19 protein-coding genes and 1 pseudogene are annotated in these 25,259 nt (G+C 70.4%); 16 read left to right on the top strand and 4 right to left on the bottom strand.

The genetic code is table 11. The annotated features are described in order from the left end of the window. From carB to metK, 7 genes are all read left to right on the top strand, one after another. A partial coding sequence (gene carB / locus ABZX92_RS34835) for a carbamoyl-phosphate synthase large subunit (RefSeq protein WP_355569039.1) occupies positions 1–1,825 on the top strand: 1,825 nt, incomplete at its 5' end. Next, positions 1,822–2,631: an orotidine-5'-phosphate decarboxylase gene (gene pyrF, locus ABZX92_RS34840; RefSeq protein WP_355569042.1), complete on the top strand. Its 810-nt coding sequence runs from the start codon at positions 1,822–1,824 to the stop codon at positions 2,629–2,631. The genes carB and pyrF, both read left to right, overlap by 4 nt. Before the next feature lie 296 nt (positions 2,632–2,927). Next, on the top strand, positions 2,928–3,245 hold the full coding sequence (gene mihF, locus ABZX92_RS34845; protein WP_030471603.1) for an integration host factor, actinobacterial type: 318 nt from the start codon (positions 2,928–2,930) through the stop codon (positions 3,243–3,245). Further along, positions 3,242–3,838, top strand: a complete 597-nt coding sequence (gmk, locus tag ABZX92_RS34850) for a guanylate kinase (RefSeq protein WP_355569045.1) — start codon at positions 3,242–3,244, stop codon at positions 3,836–3,838. Before mihF ends, gmk begins: the two co-directional genes overlap by 4 nt. 3 nt (positions 3,839–3,841) lie before the next feature. Next, complete coding sequence (gene rpoZ / locus ABZX92_RS34855) at positions 3,842–4,120, top strand: DNA-directed RNA polymerase subunit omega (protein ID WP_045313812.1); 279 nt, start codon at positions 3,842–3,844, stop codon at positions 4,118–4,120. Then, on the top strand, positions 4,117–5,367 hold the full coding sequence (gene coaBC, locus ABZX92_RS34860; RefSeq protein WP_355569048.1) for a bifunctional phosphopantothenoylcysteine decarboxylase/phosphopantothenate--cysteine ligase CoaBC: 1,251 nt from the start codon (positions 4,117–4,119) through the stop codon (positions 5,365–5,367). Before rpoZ ends, coaBC begins: the two co-directional genes overlap by 4 nt. Positions 5,368–5,405: 38 nt before the next feature. Next, on the top strand, positions 5,406–6,608 hold the full coding sequence (gene metK / locus ABZX92_RS34865; protein ID WP_355569051.1) for a methionine adenosyltransferase: 1,203 nt from the start codon (positions 5,406–5,408) through the stop codon (positions 6,606–6,608). 49 nt (positions 6,609–6,657) lie between these two features. Here the strand turns inward: metK and ABZX92_RS34870 are convergent, their stop codons facing one another. The 3 genes from ABZX92_RS34870 to ABZX92_RS34880 all read right to left on the bottom strand — a co-directional run bounded on the left by ABZX92_RS34870 (position 6,658) and on the right by ABZX92_RS34880 (position 11,435). Next, entirely contained in the window at positions 6,658–7,980 is a 1,323-nt protein-coding gene (locus ABZX92_RS34870) for a hypothetical protein (RefSeq protein WP_355569054.1), read from the bottom strand. A 140-nt stretch (positions 7,981–8,120) separates the two neighbouring features. Then, positions 8,121–10,652 carry a BTAD domain-containing putative transcriptional regulator gene (locus tag ABZX92_RS34875; RefSeq protein WP_355569056.1) on the bottom strand — a complete coding sequence of 844 codons (2,532 nt, stop codon included), beginning with the start codon at positions 10,650–10,652 and terminating at the stop codon, positions 8,121–8,123. A gap of 39 nt (positions 10,653–10,691) precedes the next feature. After that, complete coding sequence (locus ABZX92_RS34880; RefSeq protein ID WP_355569059.1) at positions 10,692–11,435, bottom strand: hypothetical protein; 744 nt, start codon at positions 11,433–11,435, stop codon at positions 10,692–10,694. A 131-nt stretch (positions 11,436–11,566) separates the two neighbouring features. On the opposite strand from ABZX92_RS34880, the gene ABZX92_RS34885 reads away from it, so the two are divergent. From ABZX92_RS34885 to ABZX92_RS34900, 4 genes are all read left to right on the top strand, one after another. Further along, positions 11,567–12,895, top strand: a complete 1,329-nt coding sequence (locus ABZX92_RS34885; RefSeq protein ID WP_355569062.1) for a S8 family peptidase — start codon at positions 11,567–11,569, stop codon at positions 12,893–12,895. 92 nt (positions 12,896–12,987) lie between these two features. Next, positions 12,988–14,934, top strand: coding sequence for a phosphocholine-specific phospholipase C (locus ABZX92_RS34890; protein ID WP_355569065.1), 1,947 nt, complete (start codon positions 12,988–12,990; stop codon positions 14,932–14,934). Positions 14,935–14,991: 57 nt separating this feature from the next. Beyond that, positions 14,992–17,586, top strand: coding sequence for a hypothetical protein (locus ABZX92_RS34895; RefSeq protein ID WP_355569068.1), 2,595 nt, complete (start codon positions 14,992–14,994; stop codon positions 17,584–17,586). 51 nt (positions 17,587–17,637) lie between these two features. After that, a complete protein-coding gene (locus tag ABZX92_RS34900) occupies positions 17,638–19,485 on the top strand; it encodes a beta-galactosidase (RefSeq protein WP_355569071.1) in 1,848 nt (615 codons plus the stop codon). On the opposite strand, the gene ABZX92_RS34905 is transcribed toward ABZX92_RS34900, so the two are convergent. Further along, positions 19,473–19,937, bottom strand: coding sequence for a hypothetical protein (locus ABZX92_RS34905; RefSeq protein WP_355569074.1), 465 nt, complete (start codon positions 19,935–19,937; stop codon positions 19,473–19,475). The two genes, ABZX92_RS34900 and ABZX92_RS34905, sit on opposite strands and share 13 nt — an antisense overlap. A gap of 65 nt (positions 19,938–20,002) precedes the next feature. On the opposite strand from ABZX92_RS34905, the gene ggt reads away from it, so the two are divergent. The 5 genes and pseudogenes from ggt to ABZX92_RS34930 all read left to right on the top strand — a co-directional run. Then, positions 20,003–21,784 carry a gamma-glutamyltransferase gene (gene ggt / locus ABZX92_RS34910; protein ID WP_355569076.1) on the top strand — a complete coding sequence of 594 codons (1,782 nt, stop codon included), beginning with the start codon at positions 20,003–20,005 and terminating at the stop codon, positions 21,782–21,784. Positions 21,785–21,859: 75 nt separating this feature from the next. Then, on the top strand, positions 21,860–23,407 hold the full coding sequence (locus ABZX92_RS34915; protein WP_355569079.1) for a helix-turn-helix domain-containing protein: 1,548 nt from the start codon (positions 21,860–21,862) through the stop codon (positions 23,405–23,407). An 85-nt stretch (positions 23,408–23,492) separates the two neighbouring features. Beyond that, a complete protein-coding gene (locus tag ABZX92_RS34920) occupies positions 23,493–24,752 on the top strand; it encodes an FAD-dependent oxidoreductase (protein ID WP_355569082.1) in 1,260 nt (419 codons plus the stop codon). 4 nt (positions 24,753–24,756) lie between these two features. Beyond that, on the top strand, positions 24,757–24,918 hold the full coding sequence (locus tag ABZX92_RS34925) for a hypothetical protein (RefSeq protein ID WP_355569085.1): 162 nt from the start codon (positions 24,757–24,759) through the stop codon (positions 24,916–24,918). A 122-nt stretch (positions 24,919–25,040) separates the two neighbouring features. Further along, a pseudogene (locus ABZX92_RS34930) lies at positions 25,041–25,259 on the top strand (hypothetical protein); the annotation flags it as partial.

Consider the following 25,259-nt stretch of genomic DNA (forward strand, 5'->3'; position numbering starts at 1 on the left):
GTCCGACCGGCAGATCGCGGTCCTGCGGTCCGAGCTGGCCGGTGAGGACGGCGTGCGCACGCTGCGGCACCGTCTCGGGGTCCGGCCGGTCTACAAGACGGTCGACACGTGCGCGGCGGAGTTCAAGTCTGAGACGCCGTACCACTACTCCGCGTACGAGCTCGACCCCGCCGCCGAGTCGGAGGTGGCGGAGCAGCGGGAGAAGCCGAAGGTGCTGATCCTGGGCTCCGGTCCGAACCGCATCGGCCAGGGCATCGAGTTCGACTACTCGTGCGTCCACGCGGCGATGGCGTTGCGCGAGGCCGGGTACGAGACGGTCATGGTCAACTGCAACCCGGAGACCGTGTCGACGGACTACGACACGTCCGACCGCCTGTACTTCGAGCCGCTGACGTTCGAGGACGTGCTGGAGGTCGTGCACTCCGAGCAGCGCTCCGGCACCGTCGCGGGCGTGATCGTCCAGCTCGGCGGCCAGACGCCGCTCGGGTTGGCGCAGCGCCTGTCCGACGCCGGGGTGCCGGTCGTGGGCACGACGCCCGAGGCGATCCACCTGGCCGAGGACCGCGGCCAGTTCGGCAAGGTGCTGACCGAGGCCGGGCTGCCCGCGCCGAAGTTCGGCACGGCCACGTCGTTCGGCGAGGCGAAGGAGATCGCGGACGAGATCGGCTACCCGGTCCTCGTGCGACCGTCCTACGTGCTCGGCGGGCGGGGCATGGAGATCGTGTACGACGAGGAGTCGCTGTCGGGCTACATCGCCCGCGCGACCGAGGTGACGCCTGAGCACCCGGTGCTGGTCGACCGGTTCCTCGACGACGCCATCGAGATCGACGTCGACGCGCTGTGCGACGGTGACGAGGTGTTCATCGGCGGCGTGATGGAGCACATCGAGGAAGCCGGTGTGCACTCCGGCGACTCGTCGTGCGCGCTGCCGCCGATCACTTTGGGCGCCTCGGACATCGAGAACGTCCGCCGTTCCACCGAGGCCATCGCCAAGGGCATCGGCGTGAAGGGGCTCCTGAACGTCCAGTACGCGCTCAAGGACGACGTGCTGTACGTCCTGGAGGCGAACCCGCGTGCGTCGCGCACGGTGCCGTTCGTGTCCAAGGCGACGGCTGTCTCCATGGCGAAGGCGGCTTCCCGGGTCATGCTCGGCGCCACGATCGCGGAGCTGCGGGCCGAGGGCCTGTTGCCCGCCACCGGTGACGGTGCCCGGCTGCCCGAGCACGCGCCGGTCGCGGTCAAGGAAGCCGTGATGCAGTTCCACCGCTTCCGCACGCCCGAGGGCCACGGCGTGGACTCGTTGCTGGGCCCGGAGATGAAGTCCACCGGCGAGGTCATGGGCATCGACTCGTCTTTCGGCAAGGCGTTCGCGAAGTCGCAGACGGCGTCCTACGGCTCGCTGCCGACGTCCGGCAAGGTGTTCGTGTCGTTCGCGAACCGCGACAAGCGCGCGATGATCTTCCCGGTCAAGCGCCTCGCGGACCTCGGGTTCCAGATCCTGGCGACCTCGGGCACGGCAGAGGTGTTGAAGCGCAACGGGATTGCCTGCACCGAGGTGCGCAAGCACTTCGAGGGCGAGGGCAACGTCGTCGACATGATCCTGGCCGGCGAGATCGACATGATCTTCAACACGCCGTACGGCAACAGCGGCCCGCGCATCGACGGCTACGAGATCCGCACCGCCGCCGTGGCGAAGGACATCCCTTGTGTCACCACGATCCAGGGCGCTGCCGCGGCCGTGCACGGCATCGAGGCGCTCATCCAGGGTGACATCGGGGTCCAGCCGCTGCAGGCGCTCCAGGCCGCTCTGAGGGAGGGCTCGTGACTTTTGGCGAACGGCTCACGAAAGCCGTTGAGGCGCATGGGCCTCTGTGCGTGGGGATCGACCCGCATCCGTCCCTGCTGGACGCCTGGGGCCTCTCCCGGACCGCTGAGGGGCTCGAACGGTTCGCGCTGACGGCCGTGGAGGCGTTCGGCGGCCGGGTGTCGATGGTGAAGCCGCAGGCGGCGTTCTTCGAGGCCTGCGGGTCGCGGGGCGTCGCCGTGCTCGAACGGGTGATCTCCGAGCTGCGCGACTCCGGCACGCTGGTGCTGGTGGACGCCAAGCGCGGCGACATCGGCTCGACGATGGCGGCCTACGCCGAGGCGTACCTGGGCGACTCGCCGCTGGCAGGGGACGCGGTGACGCTGTCGCCGTTCCTCGGCTTCGGGTCGCTGCAGCCCGCGCTGGACACCGCCCGTGCGAACGGCCGGGGTGTCTTCGTGCTGGCGCTGACGTCCAATCCGGAGGGTGCCGAGGTGCAGCGGTCGGTTGCTCCGGACGGGCGAACCGTGGCGCAGACGATCATCGATTTCGCCACCGCTCGGAATTCCGGCATTTCTCCGTGCGGCGATGTAGGGCTCGTCGTGGGTGCCACGATCGGGGAAACGGATGTGGACCTCTCCGGGTTCAACGGACCCATCCTGGCGCCCGGTTTCGGCGCTCAGGGCGGCTCCGTGGCTGATCTAAAACGGCTCTTCGGACCCGACATGCGCAACGTCTTTCCGACTTCTTCACGAGATGTTCTGCGGCACGGTCCGGACGTGTCGTCGCTGGTCAGCGCGGTGCGGAGGGTCCAGGAGAGCCTCTGAGGAGGGGCGCGCCACAACTTTTCCGGGTGTGGTGCGCTCACCTGGGGAAACATGTGTTGGTAGGGTCCACGCCACCGGCTGCCCCGCTGGTCACCGGCCTCATAGCACACGTAACGTGGGCGACGAGTTGCCGGAGGCAGTGATCAGGCCGCCGGAGGGTGTTGGTACTACTACCACCCGCCGCATCACTCAAGGCCGCTGAAGATTTACCTGACTGGGTCACGTTGTCCCCAGGCAATTGCGGCTTGTACGGTCGCGGCACCGATCCGAAAAGAATCCACACCACGGAGGAAATCGTGGCTCTTCCCCAGCTTACCGAGGAGCAGCGAGCCGCAGCGCTGGAGAAGGCTGCTGCCGCTCGTCGCGCTCGGGCTGAGCTCAAGGAGCGCCTCAAGCGCGGCGGCACGACCCTGACGGACGTGCTCAAGGCCGCCGAGAGCGACGAGGTCCTGGGCAAGATGAAGGTGTCCGCGCTGCTCGAGGCCCTCCCGGGCGTCGGCAAGGTTCGCGCGCAGCAGATCATGGAGCGCCTCGAGATCGCTCCCAGCCGTCGCCTGCGCGGTCTTGGTGACCGCCAGCGCAAGGCCCTGCTCTCCGAGTTCAGCGGAGAGTGATTGGCACCGAGGCGGGAACGGGCGTTGTCCGTTCCCGCCTCACCGTCTTGTCCGGGCCGTCGGGCGTCGGTAAATCCAGCGTTCTGGCGGAGCTGCGCAGGCAGCAACCCGAGATCTACTTCTCCGTCTCGGCGACCACCAGGAAGCCGAGGCCGGGCGAGGTCGACGGAGTGCACTACCACTTCGTCGACCGCGAGAAGTTCCAGCAGATGATCGACGCCGGTGAGTTCCTCGAACACGCGGAGTTCGCCGGCAACTGCTACGGAACTCCCCGCAAGCCAGTCGAGGAAGCACTTTCCGCAGGTCAACCCGCACTCCTTGAGATCGAACTGCAGGGAGCGCGGCAGGTCCGCGTGGCAATGCCGGACGCCCAGCTCGTCATGCTGGCGCCCCCGTCGTGGGAACACCTGGTGGACCGGCTGACCGGCCGGGGCACCGAGCACTCGGAGGTCGTCGAGCGCCGCCTCGCCATCGCCCGCGAGGAGCTGGCGGCCGAGAAGGAGTTCGACGAGGTCGTCGTGAACGCCGATGTGCAGGCGGCCGCAGCCGAGTTGCTATCCTTGATGGTCGGACCACGAATTTCAGGAGATTGACGAGTGATCACCCACACCGAGCTCGGTCACCTGACCGGTTCCCCGGAGGGCATCACCAACCCGCCGATCGACGACCTGCTTGAGCAGGTGAGCTCGAAGTACGCGTTGGTGATCTACGCAGCGAAGCGTGCCCGCCAGATCAACGACTACTACGCGCAGCTCGGCGAGGGCCTGCTCGAGTACGTCGGCCCGCTCGTTGAGCCGGGCCCGCGTGAGAAGCCCCTCTCGATTGCTCTTCGCGAGATCCACGCGGGTCTCCTTGAGCACACCGAGGGCGAGTGACGGCGTCCTCTGACGCTGATGCCCCTGTTCGCCCCAAGATCATCCTTGGGGTTGGCGGGGGCATCGCCGCGTACAAGGCCTGTGAGGTTTTGCGCCGGCTGACCGAATCCGGCCACTCCGTGCGGGTCGTCCCCACCGAGGGCGCGCTCAAGTTCGTGGGAGCCGCCACGTTCGAGGCGCTGTCCGGCCAGGTCGTGACCGCCGACCCGTTCGACGACGTGCACGAGGTCCCGCACGTCAAGCTCGGGCAGAACGCCGACCTCGTCGTGGTGGCCCCGGCGACGGCGAACATCATCGCGAAGGCCGCGCACGGCCTCGCGGACGATCTCCTGACGAACACCCTGCTGACCGCGCGCTGTCCCGTTCTGCTGATCCCGGCGATGCACACCGAGATGTGGGAGCACCCGGCCACCCAGCACAACGTGGCGCTGCTGCGCAGCCGCGGTGTCATCGTCGCCGAGCCCGCGAGTGGCCGTCTGACCGGCAAGGACACCGGCAAGGGCCGCCTGTCCGACCCCGCCGAGATCGTCGAGCTGGCCCGGTTGCTGCTGGTGCGCCCCGCCGCGCTGGAGCGGACACTGGAAGGCGTGCACGTCGCGATCTCCGCCGGCGGTACGCGCGAACCCCTCGACCCGGTCCGGTTCATCGGCAACCGCTCGTCCGGCAAGCAGGGCTATGCGCTCGCCAGGGTCGCGGCCCAGCGCGGCGCCAGGGTGACGCTGGTCGCGGGCAACACAGCCGACCTCGCGACTCCCGCCGGAGTGGACCTGGTCCGGGTCGGCTCGGCGGTGGAGCTGCGCGAGGCCATGCACAAGGTCGCGGCCGACGCGGACGTGATCGTGATGGCCGCCGCGGTGGCCGACTTCCGTCCGGCGTCGCTGACCGGCCACAAGATCAAGAAGACTTCCGCCGATCCCGACCCGATCACCCTGACCAAGAACCCCGACATCCTCGTGGAACTCGTTTCCGCACGTCGGGAGGGCCAGCTGATCGTCGGGTTCGCCGCGGAGACGGGCGACGACACGACCTCGGTGCTCGACTACGGCCGGGCCAAGCTCCAGCGCAAGGGCTGCGATCTGCTCGTGGTGAACGCGGTCGGCGACGGCAAGGCGTTCGAGCAGGACGACAACGCCGGCTGGCTGCTCTCGGCCGATGGTGCCGAAACGCCTATACCACATGGGTCGAAAGCGCAACTGGCGTCCGTGGTGTGGGACGCAGTTACCGCTCGTTGCACCGATTCTCAGTAAGCTTTTCGGGACGTCATGACAGCGAATAAGGAGTGTCCGTGAGCCAGCACAGCAGCAGGCTGTTCACCAGTGAGTCGGTGACCGAGGGACACCCGGACAAGATCTGCGACGCGATCAGCGACTCGATCCTCGACGCGCTGCTGGCGAAGGACCCCCGGTCCCGCGTCGCGGTCGAGACGCTGGTCACCACGGGGCAGGTCCACGTCGCGGGTGAGGTCACCACCGAGGCCTACGCCGACATCCCCACGATCGTCCGCGAGAAGATCCTGGAGATCGGCTACGACTCGTCCGCGAAGGGCTTCGACGGCCACTCGTGCGGCGTCAACGTCGCCATCGGCGCGCAGTCCCCGGACATCGCCCAGGGCGTCGACACCGCGTTCGAGAACCGCGTCGAGGGCGCTGCGGACGAGATCGACAAGCAGGGCGCCGGCGACCAGGGCCTGATGTTCGGCTACGCGTGCACCGACACGCCCGAGCTCATGCCGCTGCCGATCGCCCTCGCGCACCGCCTCTCGCGCCGCCTGACCGCGGTCCGCAAGGACGGCACCGTCCCGTACCTGCGCCCGGACGGCAAGACCCAGGTCACCATCGAGTACGCGGGCGACCAGCCGGTTCGGTTGGACACGGTCGTCATCTCGACGCAGCACGCCGACGGCATCGACCTCGAGAAGCTCCTCGGCGTCGACCTCCGCACGCACGTCGTCGCGCCCGAGATCGACGCGCTGGGCCTCGACACGACCGATGTCCGCCTGCTCACCAACCCGACCGGCCGCTTCGTCATCGGTGGCCCGATGGGTGACGCCGGCCTGACCGGCCGCAAGATCATCGTCGACACCTACGGCGGCATGGCCCGTCACGGTGGCGGCGCGTTCTCCGGCAAGGACCCGTCGAAGGTCGACCGCTCGGCTGCCTACGCGATGCGCTGGGTCGCCAAGAACACCGTCGCGGCAGGCCTCGCCACCCGCGTCGAGGTCCAGGTCGCCTACGCGATCGGCAAGGCCGCGCCCGTGGGCCTGTTCGTCGAGACGTTCGGCACCGAGACCGTCGACCCGCAGAAGATCCAGCAGGCCATCACCGAGGTGTTCGACCTCCGGCCCGCCGCGATCATCCGCGACCTCGACCTGCTGCGCCCGATCTACGCCCCGACCGCCGCGTACGGCCACTTCGGCCGCACCGACGTCGACCTGCCGTGGGAGTCGACCGACCGCGCCGAGGCCCTGCGCAACGCCGCCGGGGCCTGATCTTCACGCTGAAACGGCCCGCCTCCCCTCGGGGAAGCGGGCCGTTTTCTCATCGCCGGGCGGCTGAACTGCTCGGCGCCGGTGAGCTGGGCGCCGGTGAGGACGAGCTCGGTGCCGGGGCCGACGTCGTGGTCACCGGGGTGCCGGCCACTCGCCACTCCTTGCGCAGTGCCGGGAAGTCGAGCCGCGCCGTCATGCCGAAGATCCGCAGCCGGGCGTCGAGGGAACCGGTGAGCTCGAAGCCGAGGTGCAGGGCCCACTCGGACTGGCTCGCGGAAGCCCGCACATGCGGTGCGAACTGAGCGGTCACACCCACCGTGTCGTAGAGGAACACCTCGGCGTTGGCGCCGACCACGGCTTTGGCGTTCGCGGCGCCGGTGACCTTCGCGGGCTGGGACCTGGTCACGGGATCCGCCGGCGCGATCGGCTGCCAGCCGGTGACCTTGGCGTACTCGGCACCGATGACGAGCTGCCCGGTCGTGCGCTGCTCGGTCTCGATGGTGATCTTTCCGTCGGCCGTGAGCTGGAAGAAGTAGTTCAGCTTCGCCGAGACCACGATCGGGACGGGGCCGACCCAGAACGTCGTGGTCGTGTTGAGCTCGGCGAACGGGAGGCGCAGCGGCTGCCTGCCCGTGTCGTAGCGGGCGTCGAGCGCGCCCTCGATTCGCCAGCCGTAGTCGTAGGCGCCCGCCAGGCCGACCGAGGCCTTCGCCGGTTCCAGGTCCAAGGCGTGGTCGCGGTGGTAGCTGAAGATCACTTCGGGCTGCAGTTCCACCCAGGCCTTGAGCTTCGCGGACGGCAGCGGCACGTCGAGGTCCATCCGCACGGACGCCAGGGCGTGGCTGTCCTGGCGGGACGGTGTCAGCTCGCCCGGACCCTTCACGGAGAGCTGGACGCCGGGTGTCAGCGGGACGGCGGCGATGTCCTTGGGTGCCACGGGGAGCGTGCTGTCGATCTCCGCGTCGCCCAGGACGTCGGCCACGGTGGCCGGTTCGGTCCGCACCTCCACGCCGTCGGCGGCGGGCTTCGTATCGGCGACCTTGACCAGCACGCCCTTCGGTGCGCCGTCGACCGGCGGGCTCGCGATCACGTCGCCCTTGCTGACGGCGTTCTGGCTCTGCACCACGGCCGTGCGGGTGGCGGGGTCGAACTTGGCGATGCGCGCGCCCTCGGCCGCGGTGGTGCCGGTCGGGCTGGTCACGGCGGCCGCGGTGGCGCTGGTGCCCGCGGGCGGGGAGACGGAGGCGGCCAGTCGCGGCACGGTGGCGTGCGCGGTTTCGGGTTCGGACTGCTCGTAGATCACGATCCCGGCGGGAACGATCACCGCGGCGGTGAGGGCGGGGATGAGCAGTCGTTTCAACGACGCGCGCATGCGGTACTTCCTGGTGCTCAGCAGGGATGTCGACGCGCAGAGTAGGGATCCGATATACGAGACGGCAATGATCCGAATGCCTGCCTCGTACCCGCCGTTCGCGAGAAGACCTGCTCACGGTTACCGGCGGGTAATGAAGATCACCTCAGGGCCAGCTGTCGTTCCACCGCGGGGATCGGTGCTCCGATCTCGGCGCGGATGGCCGCCGCTTCCGACAGGAGTTCGGCGCAACCTCGCCCGTCCGACCGGGCGAGAGCTTCCAGGACGCTCGCCTGGCGCCAGCGGTCGCCCAGCTCGCGGTGCAGGGTGAGGCTGCGTTCCAGGAGGGCATGGGCGGTGGCGGAGTTGCCGGTGCCCTGTTCGACGACGCCGAGCAGGTTGAGGGCCCAGGCGATGCCCTCCTTGAACTCCAGCTCGCCGAACGTGTCCAGAGCCTCGTCGAGGAGCCGGCGGGCTTGAGCTGCGTCGCCCCGGTGCCACGCGACGGCGCCCAGGTAGGCGAGCGAGGAGGTCGCGCCGCGCCTGTCGCCGAGTTCACGCAGTGATTTCAGTGATGCTTGAAGGTCAGCCTCGGCCACGTCGAAGTCGCCTGCGAGCCAGGAGGTGGCGCCGGCCAGCTGGCGGGCGTAGGCGGCGTTCACCGGGGTCTCCGAGGCGCGGGCGGCTTCCTGGTAGTGGTGCAGGGCGGCTTCGTAGTGGCCGCGTTCGCGGGCGACGGAGCCCAGCAGGCGGTGCAGGCGACCGGCTTGGGACGGGTCGGCTTCCAGTCCGTCGCCGGCGTAGCGGACGGCCTCGCGGTAGTCGCATTCGAGCAGTGCCAGGGCGGCTGCCGAGGCCAAAGCCTTGCCGCGCAACGGGCCTGAGCCGCGCAGGGCGATGGCGAGCCACCGGCGGCCCTCGGCGTAGTCGCCGGTGCGGTGCCAGTAGCGGTTCAGGGCGACCACCAGGCGGAGGATCTTGCCGGTGTCGCCGGCCTGCGTGAAGAAGTCCATGGTGCGCTGGAGGTTGGCGTGTTCTACGCGCAGTTCGCTGAGCAGTGTGCCGGTCGGGTCGGCTTCGGCTCGTTCGGCCAGCTGCAGGAAGAAGTCGGCGGCGCGGGCGTGGGCCCGGGTGGGTTGTTCGAGGGCGAAGGCGTGGACGGTTTCCAGCATGGAGAAACGGGTTTCGCCGGCGACGCGGGACACCCGGACCAGCGACTTGGAGACCAGGCCGGTCAGCGCGTCGAGCGTGCTGGCCAAGGCTTCGACCAGGTCCGCCGGGAAGCCGCCCGCGCACACCGCGAGGTCGGCGAACAGCGTGCGTTCCGAGGACGTCAGCAGGTCGTGGCTCCACGCGATGGCGGCTCGCAGCGGGCCGAGCAGGCCGAAGCGGTCGCGCAGGCGGCGCACGATCTGGGCCGGGGTCAGGACGGAAGTGCGGGCCGCGGCCAGTTCGATGGCCAGCGGCAGGCCGTCCAGAGCGGCGCAGAGCTGGGCGATCGCGGGGGCGTCGGCGTCGGTGTACGTGTGGGCGGCGCGGTCCAGGAACAGTCGCACGGCGTCGTAGGCGGCGAGCTCGGTGAGGGAGCGCGGGATGTCGGGGTCGGGAACGGCCAGGGGAGGGATCGGGTAGACGGTTTCGCCTGGCACGTTGAGAGGTTCGCGGCTGGTGGCGAGGACGCGGAGCCGTGGGTGTTGTTCGGCGAATGCCGCGCAGTTCGCCGTGAGGCGTTCGCAGTTGTCCAGCAGTACCAAGGTGTTGCCGAGCGAGCCGAGTTCGCGGGAGGTGATGCCGAACGCCGCGGCGACGGCGTCCTCGACGTTCGCGGCGGACGTCAGGTCGGCCACTGTGGACAGTGGGCTCACGTGCTGGGCGAGGCGGGACTTGCCGCAGCCCGCGGGTCCGGTGAGGGTGACGAGCCGGGTCTTCTCCAGCAGCCGCATGACGTCCAGGGTTTCGCGCTGCCGTCCGACGAGGCCCGTCTTGGCGTCCGGAGGCGGGCACGCCAGCGCTTCGGCCTCGATGGCCCGCAGGCCTGGGCCGGGGTCGACGCCGAGCTCTTCCACCAGGACGTTGCGGGCTCGGCGGACCGTGCTCAGTGCGTCTGCGCGTCGGCCGCCACGTAGTTGTGCGTCGGCGAGTAGTTCCCAGAAGCGTTCTCTGAGCGGGTGGCTGACGACGAGCCGTTCGAGCGACGCTGCCGCCGTTCCGCAGGCGCCTCGGCTGATCTCCTGCTGTGCCAGGGCTTCCTCGGCGGCGAGGCGGGCTTCGTGCAGGCGGGTGATCTCCGCGGACGCCCATTCGAAGACTTCGCAGTCGGTCAGGGGGTCGCCGCGCCACAACGCCAGTGCCGCACGGGGTGAGGGCGCGCGCTCGAAGCGTGTGGCGTCGACGTGCGATGGGTCGATGCGGAGTGCGTATCCGGCGGTGGTGGTGACGAGGACGTCCGTCAGGCCGATGGCGGACAGTGCGCTGCGAACGCGCGCGATGTGGCTGTGGAGGGTGCGCAGGGCTGTTGGTGGAGGCTCGGTGCCCCACAACGCGTCGATCAGGTGCGTTGCGGGGAGCACCGAGGGTGCGCGCAACGCCAGCAGCGCCAGGAGGGAGCGCTGGCGCGTGCCGGCGAGGCGCAGCACGCCGCCTGGCCCGGTGACTTCGAGGGGCCCGAGCAGGCGGACGTCTAATGGCTCCACGCATCAGCGGAGTTCTCACGGGTGGCTCTGATACATGGGTCACGGCAGGCACTGGTCGAAGGGACCCGGCGTGCAGGTGTCGGTGCCGCCGAGCCCGGCCATTCGGTTGGGCCAGGCGTTGCCGGACAACGTGTCGTCGCCTTGGGTGCCGTTAACGTCCTGCACGTTCTTGAGCTCGTCGAGCTCGCCCGGCCGTGACGCCGTGCCTGCGGCCAGGTCGATCGTCATGCCCTCGGTGTGGTCGCTGAAGTCCGCGCTGTCGCGCATGTTGGTCTTGGCGCCGTCGATCTTGTCGTTGCCGTAGCCGCCCTGCAGGAAGTTGCCGCCCGCGTCGGTGGACGGCTCGTCGAGCACGTCGTCGCCATCGCCGCCGTAGAGCTTGTCCGGGCCGTTGCCGCCGCTCATGGTGTCGTCGCCGTCGCCACCTTCGAGAGTGTCGGCGCCTGTGCCGCCGTGCAGCGAGTCGTTGCCGTCGCCGCCGTGCTGTTCGGTCGGCACCGCGCTGTCGTAGAGGACCGTGTCGTTGCGGTCGCCCAGGTAGATGACGATCTTCTCGGCCTGCGCGCACTGGACCCGTGAGGCCGACAGGCGCGTGCACCCGGTGCCCGCCCGCATCGTGCCGGCATCGCTGATGGTCGTGCCGGAGACGTGGATCTGGCTGGCGCGCGCGGGCGCCCCGGTGATGACGAGCCTGCCGGCCTCGACCCGCGCCGTCGTCGCGGGATCTGGTGCGGCGGCGGTTCCTGACACGGCGAGTGCTGCTGCGACGACGAGCTGAAGCATGTCGGCCCCCTCGAAGTTGTTGTGCACGTGGGTACACGGGTCCTGTTGTGGATCTGTTGTGGCGGCCGCATCCGTGCCACAACCGCGCCGGTTTCTCCTTCACGCCGTCCAGTTCGTTGGAAGGGGAGAACATGAGAGCCGGCATCGCAGCCCTGATCGGCGCCGTGATGGCGCTGACGGTGACGCCGCTGACCGCGGTGGCCCAGGACGAGGAGCCAGAGCAGGAGATCATCGTCAAGTTCCGCGAGGGCGCGTCGCGAGGGGACGCGTTGGAGAAATCGCGCACACGGGCCGTTGCCGAGGCCACGGACGGTGCGGAGGTGCTGGCGTCGCGGGATGCCGCGGAGTCGATCCGGGTGCTGATGGCGCGCGGTGACGTCGAGTACGCCGAGCCGAACATGGTGCTGGAAGCCACGGCCGTGCCGAACGACCCGTTGTGGCCGCAGCAGTGGCACTACTGGGAGGCGGTGGGCGGCATCGGGTTGTCACCCGCGTGGGACCAGGGACCGTCCGGGCTGGGACAGCGGGTCGCGGTGATCGACACCGGCCGGACGCCGCACCCGGACATGACCGCGAACTACGTCGGTGGCTACGACTTCATCAGCAACGCGGGGTACGCCAAGGACGGCAACGGGCGGGACGCGAACCCGATGGACCAGGGCGACTGGCGGCTGGCCGGGCAGTGCGGTCCGGGTTCGGCCGCGCGGCCGTCGAGCTGGCACGGGCTGCACGTCGCGGGCACCGTGGCCGCGTTGCGCAACAACGCGACCGGTGGCACGGGTGTCGCGCCGTTGGCGAAGGTCGTGCCGGTGCGTGTCCTCGGCACGTGCGGCGGCACTCTGGCGGACATCGCGGCGGGCATCGTGTGGGCGGCCGGTGGTGCTGTCGCGGGCGTTCCGGCGAACCCGAACCCGGCCAAGACGCTGAGCCTGTCGCTCGGCGGCCCGTCGGCGGCCTGCCCGGCCACGTTGCAGAACGCGATCAACACGGCACGCAACGTGCACGGGGCGACCGTTGTCGTCGCGGCCGGCAACGATGCCGCGAACGCCGCCGGCACCACTCCGGCGAACTGCGCCGGCGTGATCACCGTGGGTGCCACCGACCGGCAGGCCAACCGCGCCTCGTACTCGAACTTCGGCGCCTCGGTCGAGATCTGCGCGCCGGGTGGTGAGACGTCACCTGTGGTGGCCAACGGGGTGCTTTCGACCATGAACGCCGGTGCGACGGTGCCGGCCGGGTCGATCTACAAGGACTACCAGGGCACTTCGATGGCCACTCCGCACGTCTCCGGTGTCGTGGCGCTGATGCAGCACGCACGGGTGCAGCACGGCAAGGCGCTGCTCACGCCCGCGCAGGTGTTGTTGCACCTGAAGGCAAAGGTGCTGCCCGCTGCCGCGCAGTGCGGCAAGGGGTTGCTGAACGCTCAGGCGAGTGTGGCGGCCGCGATCGCCGCTGCCTGACTGTGAGTGTGAACAAGGCCCCGGTGCTTCCGGGGCCTTTGTTCATACGTGGGTCGGTTCCGCGTCACGTGCTGAGACTAGAAACTGCATCCATGTCGCTCTCTCGCCGTGGGTTCATGGCTGCCGTCGCTGCTGCTGGTGCGGGCACGCTGCTGCCGCCGTCGGTGTACGCCGCGCTGGCTCGCGAGCCGCGTGCGGGAGGGTTGCGCGCGATCAAGCACGTCGTGCTGTTGATGCAGGAGAACCGTTCGTTCGACCACTACTACGGGACTCTTCGCGGCGTGCGCGGCTTCTCGGACCGGAACGCTCTTCGTGGTGTTTTCAACCAGTCGGGCGTGCTGCCGTTCCCGGTGCGCGAGGCGGCTTCCGGCCGGGACATCCAGTACATCGGCGACCTGGACCACAGCTGGAACGGCGGGCACACGGCGTTGCGCGGCGGCTGGCACGACAACTGGGTGCCGGCGAAGACCGCGGCGACGATGGCGTTCTACACGCGGCAGGACATCCCGTTCCACTACGAGCTGGCCGACACGTTCACGCTGTGCGACGCGTACCACTGCTCGGTGCCCTCGTCGACCTCGCCGAACCGCAACTACTGGGTGTCCGGGTACACCGGTTTTGAGCCCTCCGGCGGTCGTGCGACCGGTAACGCGGCCTACAACGAGGACAACCACGCCGGGTACTCGTGGAAGACCTACCCCGAACGCCTTGAGGCGGCCGGGCAGTCGTGGCGGGTGTACCAGGAGTGGGACAACTTCCAGGACAACAACCTGGAGTTCTTCGTGCGGTTCAAGGAGATCGCGCGCAAGGTGCTGCCGGCCGGGTTCAAGTCCCTCGACAAGCTGTACGGCACCGGCGACCCCGCTTTGATCGGTTCCATCGACCTGTCCCGGCTGACGGCGGCGGAGAAGTCCTTGTACTCGCGCGGATTGCAGCGGGTGAAGCCTGGTGGCCTGGGTGAGGCTTTCCGCGCCGACGTCGCTTCCGGTCGTCTGCCTGCTGTGTCGTACCTGGTTCCGTCCTCTGTGGACTCCGAGCACCCCGGCGCGTCCTCACCCGCGGCCTCGGCCTCGATCACCTACCAGGTTTTGGACGCGTTGGCCTCGAACCAGGACGTGTGGGAGTCCACGGTCCTGTTCATCACCTACGACGAGAACGACGGCTTCTACGACCACATGCCGCCGCCGCGTCCGCCGTTGTCGGTCGTCGACGAGTACGTGGGCGACCGGCCGTTGGGGCTCGGCGCGCGCGTGCCGATGACGGTCGTCTCGCCGTGGTCTGTAGGCGGGTACGTGTGCTCGCAGGTGTTCGACCACACGTCGATGACCCAGTTCCTGGAGAAGTGGACCGGCGTGCGCTCCGAGGAGATCTCCGCGTGGCGCCGGACCGTCACCGGCGACCTGACCTCGACCTTCGACTTCGACCGCCGCCGCACGTGGCCCGAGGTGGGCGAACCCGCCGCCGTCCCGCCCGCCACCCCGCGCTGGCGTCCCGCACCACCGTCGTCGCAGAAGATGCCCGAGCAGGAGGCCGGCCGCCGCCGTGCGCGCGCCCTGCCGTACCAGCCCGACGCGTCGTTGCGCGGCTCTTCTCTCGAGATGACCAACTCCGGGGCTTGTTCTGTGCATTTCGCGCTGTACCCGTACTCGGGCCAGTTCGCCGTGCCGCAGCACTTCGACGTCGCCTCTTCGGCTTCTCTTGAGGTGGCCGGCGACCACGACCTCGTGCTGCTCGGCCCGAACGGCTTCCGCCGCGAGTTCGTTGGCGCTTCGTCAGACCGTGCGCGCGTGTCGTCGTCGGTGCGCGGCTACAGCCGTGTTTTGACGCTGACCTTCGAGAACACCGGCTCCTCCCGCCTGACCTTCGTGCTGGGCCGCCGCCGCTACGTCGTACGCCCAGGCCACCGGCACGTGATCCCGTGGCTGACCGTGATGAACTCGGGTTGGTACGACCTGACCGTGACGGTGGAGGAGGAGCCCGCGTTCCGCCGCCGCCTCTGCGGTCACATCGAGAACGGCCACGAGTCGATCTCCGGCTGACCCCTCTTCGGCGAGGCACAGCGCGTGACTGTCGGGGCTGTCTGATAGACCAAGAGCATGAGCGCGAAGACCGGGGCAAGACGGGGCGAACGGGTCCCCGCGGCCGAGCTGCCGGTCGCCCGCATCGTCGTGGACGTGCCCCTGGCCCACCTGGACCGCCCCTTCGACTACGCCGTTCCGTCCGAACTGGACACCACGGCCGTCCCGGGCTGCCGCGTCCGCGTCCGCTTCGCCGGCCAGCTGGTCGACGGCTACCTCCTGGAACGAGTCGCCACCTCCGACTACGAGAAGAAGCTCGCCTTCATCGAAAAGGTCGTGTCACCCGAACCGGTGCTCTCACCGGAGATCGCCGCCCTGGCCCGGGCCGTCGCCGACAGGTACGCGGGCGGCATGATCGACGTCTTGAGGCTCGCGATCCCACCCCGCCACGCCCGCGCCGAGGCAGCCGCTTCAGGCACGCCGGCCCCGCTACCCCAGGTCCCGGCCTGGGTGACCGCCCCGCCTGCCGCCGCCTCGCCCACCCCTGCCGCCGCACAGCCCGCCGCCGCAGCTCCCACGCGGCACCTGTACTCGGTGCCTCTGGCCTCACCGGCTTCCAGCTCGTCCGCGGACCCCACCGCGCCCGCCGTTGCTGTCTCGCCGGCAGACGCCAGTTCATCCGCAGATTCCGGCTTGCCCATCGACTCCGGTTCGCCTGAGGACCCCAGCGCGCCTGCCGACATCGCTTCGCCCGCGGACCCGGAATCGCCCGCAGACCCGGAATCGCCTGCGGACTCCGGCATGCCTGCGGACTCCGGCATGGCCGCGGACTCTGCTGCTTCACCTGCGGATTCCGGCCCGCCCGTCGACTCCGGCTCGGCGGCGGACTCCGCTGCATCTGGCGATGCCGGTTTGCCCGCTGGCCCTGGTTCGCCTGTCGACTCCGGCTCGGCGGCGGACTCCGCTGCATCTGGCGATGCCGCTTCGCCCGCAGACCCCGGTTCGCCCGCAGACTCCGCTTCGCCCGCAGACTCCGGTGCGCCTGCCCACTCTGCTTCACCCGCCGATGCCGAGCCGCCCCTCGACCCCGACCGGTCCGCGCTGCCCCCGGTGCCCGCCGACGCCTGGGCCCGCTACCCCCGCGGCCCCAAGTACCTCGAAGCCCTCCGCACCGGCCGCCCCGCCCACGCCGTCTGGCAGGCGCTCCCGGCCGAGGACTGGCCCGCGCGCCTGGCCGAGGCCGCGGCCGCCGTGGCGTCGACCGGCAAGGGCGTCGTCATCGTCGTGCCGGACCACCGGGATCTCGCCCGCGTCGCCGAGGCGTGCGACCGCCTCATAGAAGGCGTGGTCACCCTCTCGGCCGACCTGGGGCCTTCGGAGCGCTACAAGCGATGGCTCGCGGTCCGCAGGGGCATCGCCAGGGTTGTGGTGGGCACGCGCGCCACCGCGTTCGCTCCGGTCGAGAACCCCGGGCTGCTGGTCGTGTGGGACGACGGCGACGACCTTCACGTCGAGCAGCGGTCGCCGTATCCCAACGTGCGTGATGTGCTGGTGCAGCGTGCGCACATGTCCGGGGCGGCGCTGCTGATCGGCGGGTTCGCGCGGACCGCCGAGGCGCAGTTGCTGGTCGAGACGGGCTGGGCGCACGAGATCGTGGCCTCTCGCGACACCCTGAGAGCTGTTGCGCCGCGTGTGGTGTCGGTGGGCGACAACGAGTGGCAGGACGTCAAGGACCCGGCCGCCCGGACCGCGCGGTTGCCGTCCATCGCGTTCGACGCGGCCAGGTTCGCGCTGGCGGATTCCCCTGTGCTCATCCAGGTTCCGCGGCGTGGCTATGTGCCGGCGCTGGCGTGCGGGGAGTGTCGTGGGCCTGCGCGGTGCCGGAGGTGCGCGGGGCCGCTGGCGTTGCCCGGCGGCACCGAGGACGGGCTGCCCAAGCCCGCGTACTGCCGGTGGTGTGCGGCCACGGAGGCCGCGTTCCGGTGTCCGACGTGCGGATCGCGCAGGCTGCGCGGGCAGATCATCGGGGCCCGGCGCACGGCCGAGGAGCTCGGGCGGGCGTTCCCAGGGCATCCGGTCCGGACCAGTGGTGCGGACGAGGTGCTCACCAAGGTGCCCGGGAAGCCGGCGTTGGTGGTGGCGACGCCGGGGGCCGAACCCGTGGCCGAGGGCGGGTACGGGGCCGTGCTGTTGCTCGACGGGTGGGCGTTGCTCGGGCGGGCCGACCTGAGAGCGTCGGAGGAGGCGCTGCGCCGGTGGATGACGGCCGCCGGGCTGGTGCGGCCGGGTAACGGGCGGGTGGTCGTGATCGCGGACTCCGGGTTGACGCCGGTGCAGGCGCTGGTTCGGTGGGATCCGGCGTGGCACGCCGCGACCGAGCTGGCGGCGCGGACCGAGCTCGGGTTCCCGCCCGCGGTGCGGATGGCGACCGTCGACGGGACGCCGGACGCGGTGAACGCCCTGCTCGACGAGCTGCACCTGCCGTCCACCGGCGAGGTCCTCGGGCCGGTGCCGCTCGGTGACGACGAGACCAAGGAGCGGGCGCTGGTCCGGGTCGCGCGCTCCGAAGGGCGTCAGCTCGCTGCCGTGCTGGCCGAGGCGCAGGCCGTGCGGACCGCGCGGAAAGAGCAGGAGCTGGTGCGCATCAAGCTCGATCCGCTCGAGGTGCTGTAGGGCTAGACCAAGCGTTGTCCGGTCACTCGCCGTGTCCCTACGGTCACGCGCATGCGTCGTCGAAGCTTCCTCAGGCTCAGCGCCCTGACGCCGTTCCTCATGCCGGACGACAGGGCGAGGTTCGGGTTCGCGCCGGACGGCAGCGCGTTCCTGCTCGACGGTGAGCCGTTCCAGATCCGCAGCGGCGAGATGCATCCGGCACGCATCCCGCGGCCGCACTGGCGGCACCGCGTTCGCATGGCCAAGGCGATGGGCATGAACACCATCGCGCTGTACGTCATGTGGAACTTCGTGGAGGAGAAGGAAGGCGTCTTCGACTTCACGACCGACCGGCGTGACGTCGCGGCGTTCATCCGCCTGTGCCAGTCCGAGGGCATGTGGGTGCTGCTGCGCCCCGGCCCGTACGTCTGCGGCGAGTGGGACCTCGGCGGCCTGCCCGCATACCTGTTGCGGCACAAGGACATCAAGCTGCGCACGAAGGACGACCAACGCTTCATGGCGGCCGTCAGCCGGTACTTCGCCGCGCTGGCCGGGATCGTGCGTCCGCTGATGATCGGCAATGGCGGCCCGATTCTCATGGTGCAGATCGAGAACGAGTACGCCTCCTACGGCTCCGACCGAGGCTACCTGGAGGAACTGCGGCGGCTCTGGCTCGACAACGGCGTCACCGGCCCGTTCTACACCGAGGACGGCATCTGGCAGTTGCAGGCCGACCCGGCGATCGCGCTCGACGGCTGCGCGATCGCGTTGAGCGCGGGCGAGACCGGCTTCATCGACCAGGCGCGTGAGATGTACCCGAAGGTCCCGGTGATGGCGGGCGAGGTCTATCCGGGCTGGCTCACGCACTGGGGCGACGAGGACTTCTCCGGCCGGGACTTCGACATCTCCCGGCAGCTGCGCGAGTTCATGGCGCGTGGCCAGTCGTTCAACATCTACATGCTGCACGGCGGCACGAACTTCGGTTTCTGGGCGGGCGCGAACGCCGACGACTGGTCGGGCTCATACACCCCGGACATCACCACCTACGACTACTGCGCGCCCATCGGCGAACAAGGGACGGCTACTCCGCGTTACCACGCATACCGCGAGATCATCGGCAACGCGCTGACCGCCCCGCTGCCCGCCGTCCCGGCCCCGATCCCCACGGTCACCTCGAAACCGGTCACCCCGATCGCCTTCGCGTCGCTGTGGGACAACCTGCCCGCGCCGATCGCGTCCGAGCACCCGCAGCCGATGGAGACCCACGGCCAGAACTCGGGTTACATCGTGTACCGCAAGCGAATCCCCGGCTACACGGGCGGTTCGCTGGACATCCGCTGGGTGCACGACTACGCCACGGTGTTCGTCGACGGTCACTACCAGGGCGGCTTCTCCCGCACCTGGATCTCACCCTCCGTGGCGGCGGAGCTCAACGTCACCAACGACAACCTGCCGCTCGACCTGCCTGCCGTCGCCGCAGCCCCGGCTGTGCTCGACATCGCCGTGGAAGGCCTGGGCCGCACCAACTTCGGCCAGGCGCTGGTGGATCGCAAGGGCATCCTGGAAACCGTCACGCTGGGTGATCAGCTGACCGGCTGGGAGACCTTCCCGGTGCCGATGAAAGACGACTGGGTCCGCGGCCTGCGCCACCGCGTCACCGATCCGAAGCGGCCGGGCCTGTTCTTCCGCGCCGAGATCGACCTGACCACTGTCGGTGACACCTATGTCGACGTCTCGAAATGGACCAAGGGCGTGGTCTGGGTCAACGGGAACAACCTCGGCCGCTACTGGAAGATCGGCCCGCAGCACCGCCTCTACTGCCCGGCGCAGTGGCTGCGGCGCGGAGGCAACGAGGTCGTCCTCTTCGACCTGCACCAGACCACGCCCGCGCCGATCAGCTTCGAAGCTCAGCTCTCGTAGTACGAACGCAGCTGAGCGATGTGCGTGCGGATGTCCTCGTCGGTGAGCTTCTCGTACTCCAGGTACTCGCTCATGTAGGTCATCAGGTCGCCGCGCTCGGGGTGGTCCTCGCTCGCGATCACGTGCGCCGTCGTGCCCGCGATGCCCGCCGGGAACAGCAGGTAGCCGTCGATGCCCGCCATCGTGTCGAAGGAGGCGTTCTTGGCCTCCCACAACGTCCAGACGTCCTCCTCTCGGCCGCACTCGGCGAGCAGCAGTGCGGCCAGGCCCATCGTCTCGCTCAGGCCCCAGCCCTCGCGGTGGGAGGCCGTCTCGGCGGCCAGCAGGTGGCGCAGCAGGTCCGCGTCGCCTTCGCGGCGGTCGCGCAGCAGCAGATGCAGCGCGTCCTCGCGGTCGGCCTCGTCGAGCGGAGTGTTCGCGAAATCCGTTCGCAACCGGTCAAGATCGATCACCCCCGCACCTTATGCCTTCCTCAAGCAGGGTTGCATGCGGTGTGAAGGGAGTATGAAGTGTGCGCATGTTGCGAACGGTCGCCGCCTTGACGCTCTCCGTCGTACTGGTCGCCCCTGCTGCTGCTCAGGCAGGTGCGGCGGAAACACCTCCACGCGTGCCCGAGCAGGTCGGCTGGGGCGGTGCCGTCTCCAGCGTCGACCCCGACGCGTCCCAGATCGGCATCGACGTGCTCCGCAGAGGAGGCAACGCCGTCGACGCCGCCGTCGCCACGGCCGCCGCGCTCGGCGTGACCGACCCGTTCTCCGCGGGCATCGGCGGAGGCGGTTTCTTCGTCTACTACGACGCGCGCACTCAGCGCGTGTCCACTCTGGACGGACGCGAGACGGCTCCGCGCTCCGCGACCGACCAGCTCTTCGTCGAGAACGGCACGCCGCTGCCGTTCGCCGAGGCGGTGACCAGCGGCCTGTCGGTCGGCGTTCCCGGCACGCCCAAGACCTGGCAGCAGGCGCTGCGCAAGTGGGGCTCGCTGAACCTGCGCGAGGCCATGGCACCCGCGGAAGCGTTGGCACGGCGCGGTTTCGTCGTCGACCAGACGTTCAACACGCAGATCGCCAACAACGCCGCGCGGTTCGCCGACTTCACCTCGACCCGTGACCTCTACCTGCCCGGCGGCCAGCCGCCCGCGGTCGGCAGCACGTTCCGCAACCCGCAGCTCGCCGACACCTACCGCGAGCTCGCCCGCACCGAGCTCGCCTCCCTCTACGGCGGGCAGGTCGGCCGTGAGCTCGTCAACGCCGTCCAGCACCCGCCGGTCGCGCCCGGCTCGACCCGCAACGTCCGCAAGGGCGCCATGGAGATCTCCGACCTGGCCCGCTACCAGGTCGAACGCCGTGAGCCGACGCACACGCGCTACCGCGGCCTCGACGTCTACGGCATGCCGGCCCCGTCGTCCGGCGGCACGACCGTCGGCGAGGCGCTGAACATCCTGGAGTCGACGGACCTGGCGAACGTCTCGGACGTCCAGTACCTGCACCGGTTCCTCGAAGCGAGCCGGCTCTCGTTCGCCGACCGCCTGCGCTGGGTCGGCGACCCGGCCTTCAGCCGCGTCCCGACCGACGGCCTGCTCTCGCAGAAGTTCGCCGACACCCGCGCGTGCCTGATCAAGTCCGACACCGTGCTGGCCGCGCCGCAGCCGGCCGCCGACCCGAACAGCCCCAAGGCGTGCGAGGCCACCGCCGGTCCGTCGCTGCTGCGCGAGGACGCCGAACGCACCACCCACCTCACGGTCGCCGACCGCTGGGGCAATGTCGTCGCCTACACCCTGACCATCGAGTCCGAGGGTGGCAGCGGCATCGTCGTCCCCGGCCGCGGTTTCCTGCTGAACAACGAGCTCACCGACTTCGAGTTCGTCGCGCCGACCCCCGGCGTCCCGCACCCGAACCTGCCCGGCCCCGGCAAGCGCCCGCGTTCGTCGATGGCTCCGACCATCGTGCTGGACCACGGCAAGGTGAAGCTCGCCGTCGGCTCACCGGGTGGCGCCACGATCATCACCACGGTCCTGCAGGTCCTGACCGCACGCCTGGACCGCGACATGTCCCTGCTCGACGCCGTGGCCGCTCCGCGCGCCTCACAGCGCAACTCGGCCACGAACACCACTCCGGCCGAGGCGGAGTTCATCGCCGCTGCGACCACTCCGGGTTTGCAGGCCATCGGCCACAAGTTCAGCCAGAACGCCGAGATCGGCGCCGCCACCGGTGTCGAACGCGCGAAGGACGGCCGCTGGCGCGCGGTGGCCGAACCGAAGCGGCGCGGTGGCGGTGCGGCCCGCGTGGTGTGGGTGGGCTGAGCCTGTCGTTGTCGCTCCCTGTCCCCGTTGTGCCCGCCGTCTACGGTGGCGGCAACGGGGACAGGGAGTTCGTTCATGGTGAGGCTGGACCGTCTGGTCAACGTGCTGGGCGGCTACGGGGTTCGGTTGTGCTGCTGCCCGGTGCCGCGCTCGGCTGAGTTGCGCGGTGTGGTGCTTCGTGACGTCTCCGACGACCGCGCGGAGGTCGGCGACGTGTACCTCGCCGTCGGCGCCGAGTCGGTTGCCGACGCGGTGCGAGGGGCGCTGACGGCGCGTGCCCTCGTCGTGCTCGTCCGGGGCGGCGACGACTTCTTGGCGGACGCCGTGGCCGTGGGGGAGGCCGAGGGCGTCGCCGTGATGCTCGCCGATCCGGCGTTGTCCTGGAGCCAGCTGGCCGGTGTCGTCTACGGGCTGGTGCTGGAGGGGCGGGAAACCGAGTCCGGGCGCGGTCCCACCGACCTGTTCGCCCTGGCGGACAGCCTCGCCGACGCCACCGGTGGCGCGGTGACCATCGAGGACCCGCTGTCGCGCGTGCTGGCCTATTCGAGCCCACAGCAGGAGGTCGACGCGGCCCGGCTGGAGACCATCATGGGCCGGCAGGTGCCCGCGTGGGTGCGGGAGTACTTCGACGCGGCGGGAGTGGGGGCGCACCTGCTGGCCTCCGACGAGCCGCTGTTCGTCGCCGGGGAACCCGCGAGAGGCCTCACCGGGCGGACGGTGGTCGCGGTCCGGGTGGGCCGGGAGCTGCTGGGCGCGGTCTGGGTGGCGTGCCCCGGCCCGTTGGAACGGGCCAGGCTCACGGCGCTGACCGACGGCGCGCGGACCGTGGCGTTGCACCTGCTGCGGTTGCGGGCGAGCGCCGATCTGGAGCGGCAGGTCGAGTCCGAGCTGGTGTTCCGCCTGCTGGAGGGCACGGCGGACGCGGCGACGGTGGTCAGCCGGCTCGGGTTGCCACCGGGCCCGGCGAGGGTGGTCGCGGTCCGCGCACACGTGGGCGACGAGCGGCACGCGGCGGTGCTGCTGGCGTTCGAACAGGCCACGACCGGGTTCGGCTGGTCGCGGCCGGGGCGCAGCGCGCTGTCGGGCACCGGCGTCTACACGATCCTGCCGGGGGAACGGGTGGCCGCGGCACGGGACTGGCTGGCCGCGCTGACGGCGGCCCTGCCCGCGAATGTGGCCGTGTCGGCCGGCATCAGCTCCGTCGCCGAGGCCGCGGACCTGCCCGCGGCCCGGCAGGAGGCGGACGAGTGCCTGGCACTGCACGAGACGCGAACCGGTGACACCGCGCCACCCGCCTACGACGAGTCGTGGGACGAGATCCTGTTGCAGCGCCTGCGAACCGCGGCACGGGTCGGCCGCACGCCCGCCCGCGGCCCGGTCGCGGACCTGCGCAGGCACGACGCGGAGCACGGCACGGGCTTCGTGGCGACGTTGCGGGCGTGGCTGGAGACGCAGGGAGATCTGGCCGCGGCCGGTGAGCGGCTCGGCGTGCACGGCAACACGGTGCGCAACCGGCTGCGGAAGATGAGCGAAGTGACGAGCCTCGACCTGGACGACGCGGGCAAGCGGGTCGCGATGATGATCGACCTCGCGGCCACGGTGTCGGAAACCGACAACCGCTGACCCCTCAATTGTGCGGAACGGACACCAGGTTGGTGTCGCGGCCGCCGCATCCTGGCATCAGGACAAGCGATGACAGGAGGCCGGAATGGTCGGCGTCGAACGCCTCGATGGCGGTCCACGCTCCTCGGTGGTGGTCGGGGCGGGTGTGGTGGGGCTGTCCACCGCGTGGTTCCTGCAGGAGCGCGGCGTCGAGGTCACGGTGGTCGACCGGGCCGGTGTCGCGGCCGGTGCCTCGTGGGGCAACGCGGGGTGGATCGCGCCGGGACTGGCGATTCCGCTGAACGAACCGGCGGTGCTGCGCTACGGCCTGCGGTCGCTGCTCAGCCCGGCCGCGCCGCTGCACATCCCGCTGACCGCCGACCTGGGGCTGTGGTCGTTCCTGGCACGGTTCGCCGGCCACTGCAGGTGGTCGTCGTGGACCAGGGCGGTCAAGGCGAACCTGCCCCTCAACGAGGAGAGCATCGAGGCCTACGACGTGCTCACGGCCAACGGCGTCGAGGCACCCATCGCCGACGCCCCGATCACGGCCGCCTTCACCTCCTCCGCGCAGGCTCAGGGCTTGGTGCGGGAGCTGCGGAGGCTCGGCGCGGCGGGGCAGCCGGTCGAGCACGCCGAACTGTCCACATCGGACTTGCGGAAGCAGGTCCCGTTGGCGGCGAACACACTCACGGCCGGCGTGCGCATCGACGGGCAGCGCTTCGTCGATCCCGGCGAGTTCGTGCGGGCACTGGGCCGCGCGGTCGTCGCCCGAGGAGCCACCATCCGTTCGTTCGAGGTGGCCGGCATCGCCGCGGACAACGCCGGCGTCGTCGTGCGGGCCGCGGACGGCCACGCGATCTCCGCCGACGCCGCCGTCGTGGCCACCGGTGCCTGGCTGCCTCGCCTGGCGGCGCGGTCCGGTGTGCGCACGCCGGTGCGGGCCGGGCGCGGGTACTCGTTCACCGTGCCCGTGCGGGAGCCGGTCGACGGCCCGGTGTACCTGCCGGAGGTGCGCGTGGCGTGCACGCCGTACCAGGGTGGCCTCCGCGTCGCGGGCACCATGGAGTTCCGCGACCCCGACGCACCACTGGACGAAGCGCGCGTCGACGCGATCATCGCCTCGGTCCGGCCGTTGCTCGACGGCGTGCGCTGGGACGACCGCACCGACGTCTGGGTGGGCCCGCGCCCGGTGACCCCGGACGGGCGCGCGCTCATCGGCGCGACTCGCACCCCCGGTGTCTACGTCGCGGGCGGGCACGGCATGTGGGGTCTGGCGCACGGGCCGATCACCGGGCGGCTGCTGGCCGAGCAGATCACCACCGGCAAACAGCCTGCCGCCCTGCGCGAGTTCGACCCGCTGAGGTGACGCCGTGAAAGCCGGACACACGCCGCTGACCGACGACGAGCGCACCGAGCTCGAGTGGCTGCGCACGGAGAACGAGTTCCTCCGCGTCCAGCGCGACATCCTCCTGCGCGTCGCCACCGGCTATGCCCACGACGTCGAGACGATGCTGCGCCGCCGCCACCACTGACCTCTCTCCCCGTCCGCGCGGGTCGCGGGCCGACAAACCCGATCCGCACGGACACCCCGCCGTCAGGGCGGTACCTCCCCCCAGACCGTCCTGACGGCACTTACGCCCGGAGGCACCTCGCCATGACCACGCAACGCCACTGGCTGACACCACAGGCACACCACAGGCTCCGCAACGAACTGACCGCCCTGCTCGCACCGGCGCGCGGCCGGCGCGTGCCGGACCAGGCCCGGGACCTGCGCATCCGCGAGATCAGCGACCTGCTCACCAACGCCGACGATCGCGGGCCACTCCGTCTCCGGGATGTTCTCGACGCCCCGGATCCGGTCCATGAACGTGGC

Origin of the sequence: Lentzea sp. NPDC006480 (assembly GCF_040611995.1) — a bacterium.
Taxonomy (GTDB): domain Bacteria; phylum Actinomycetota; class Actinomycetes; order Mycobacteriales; family Pseudonocardiaceae; genus Lentzea.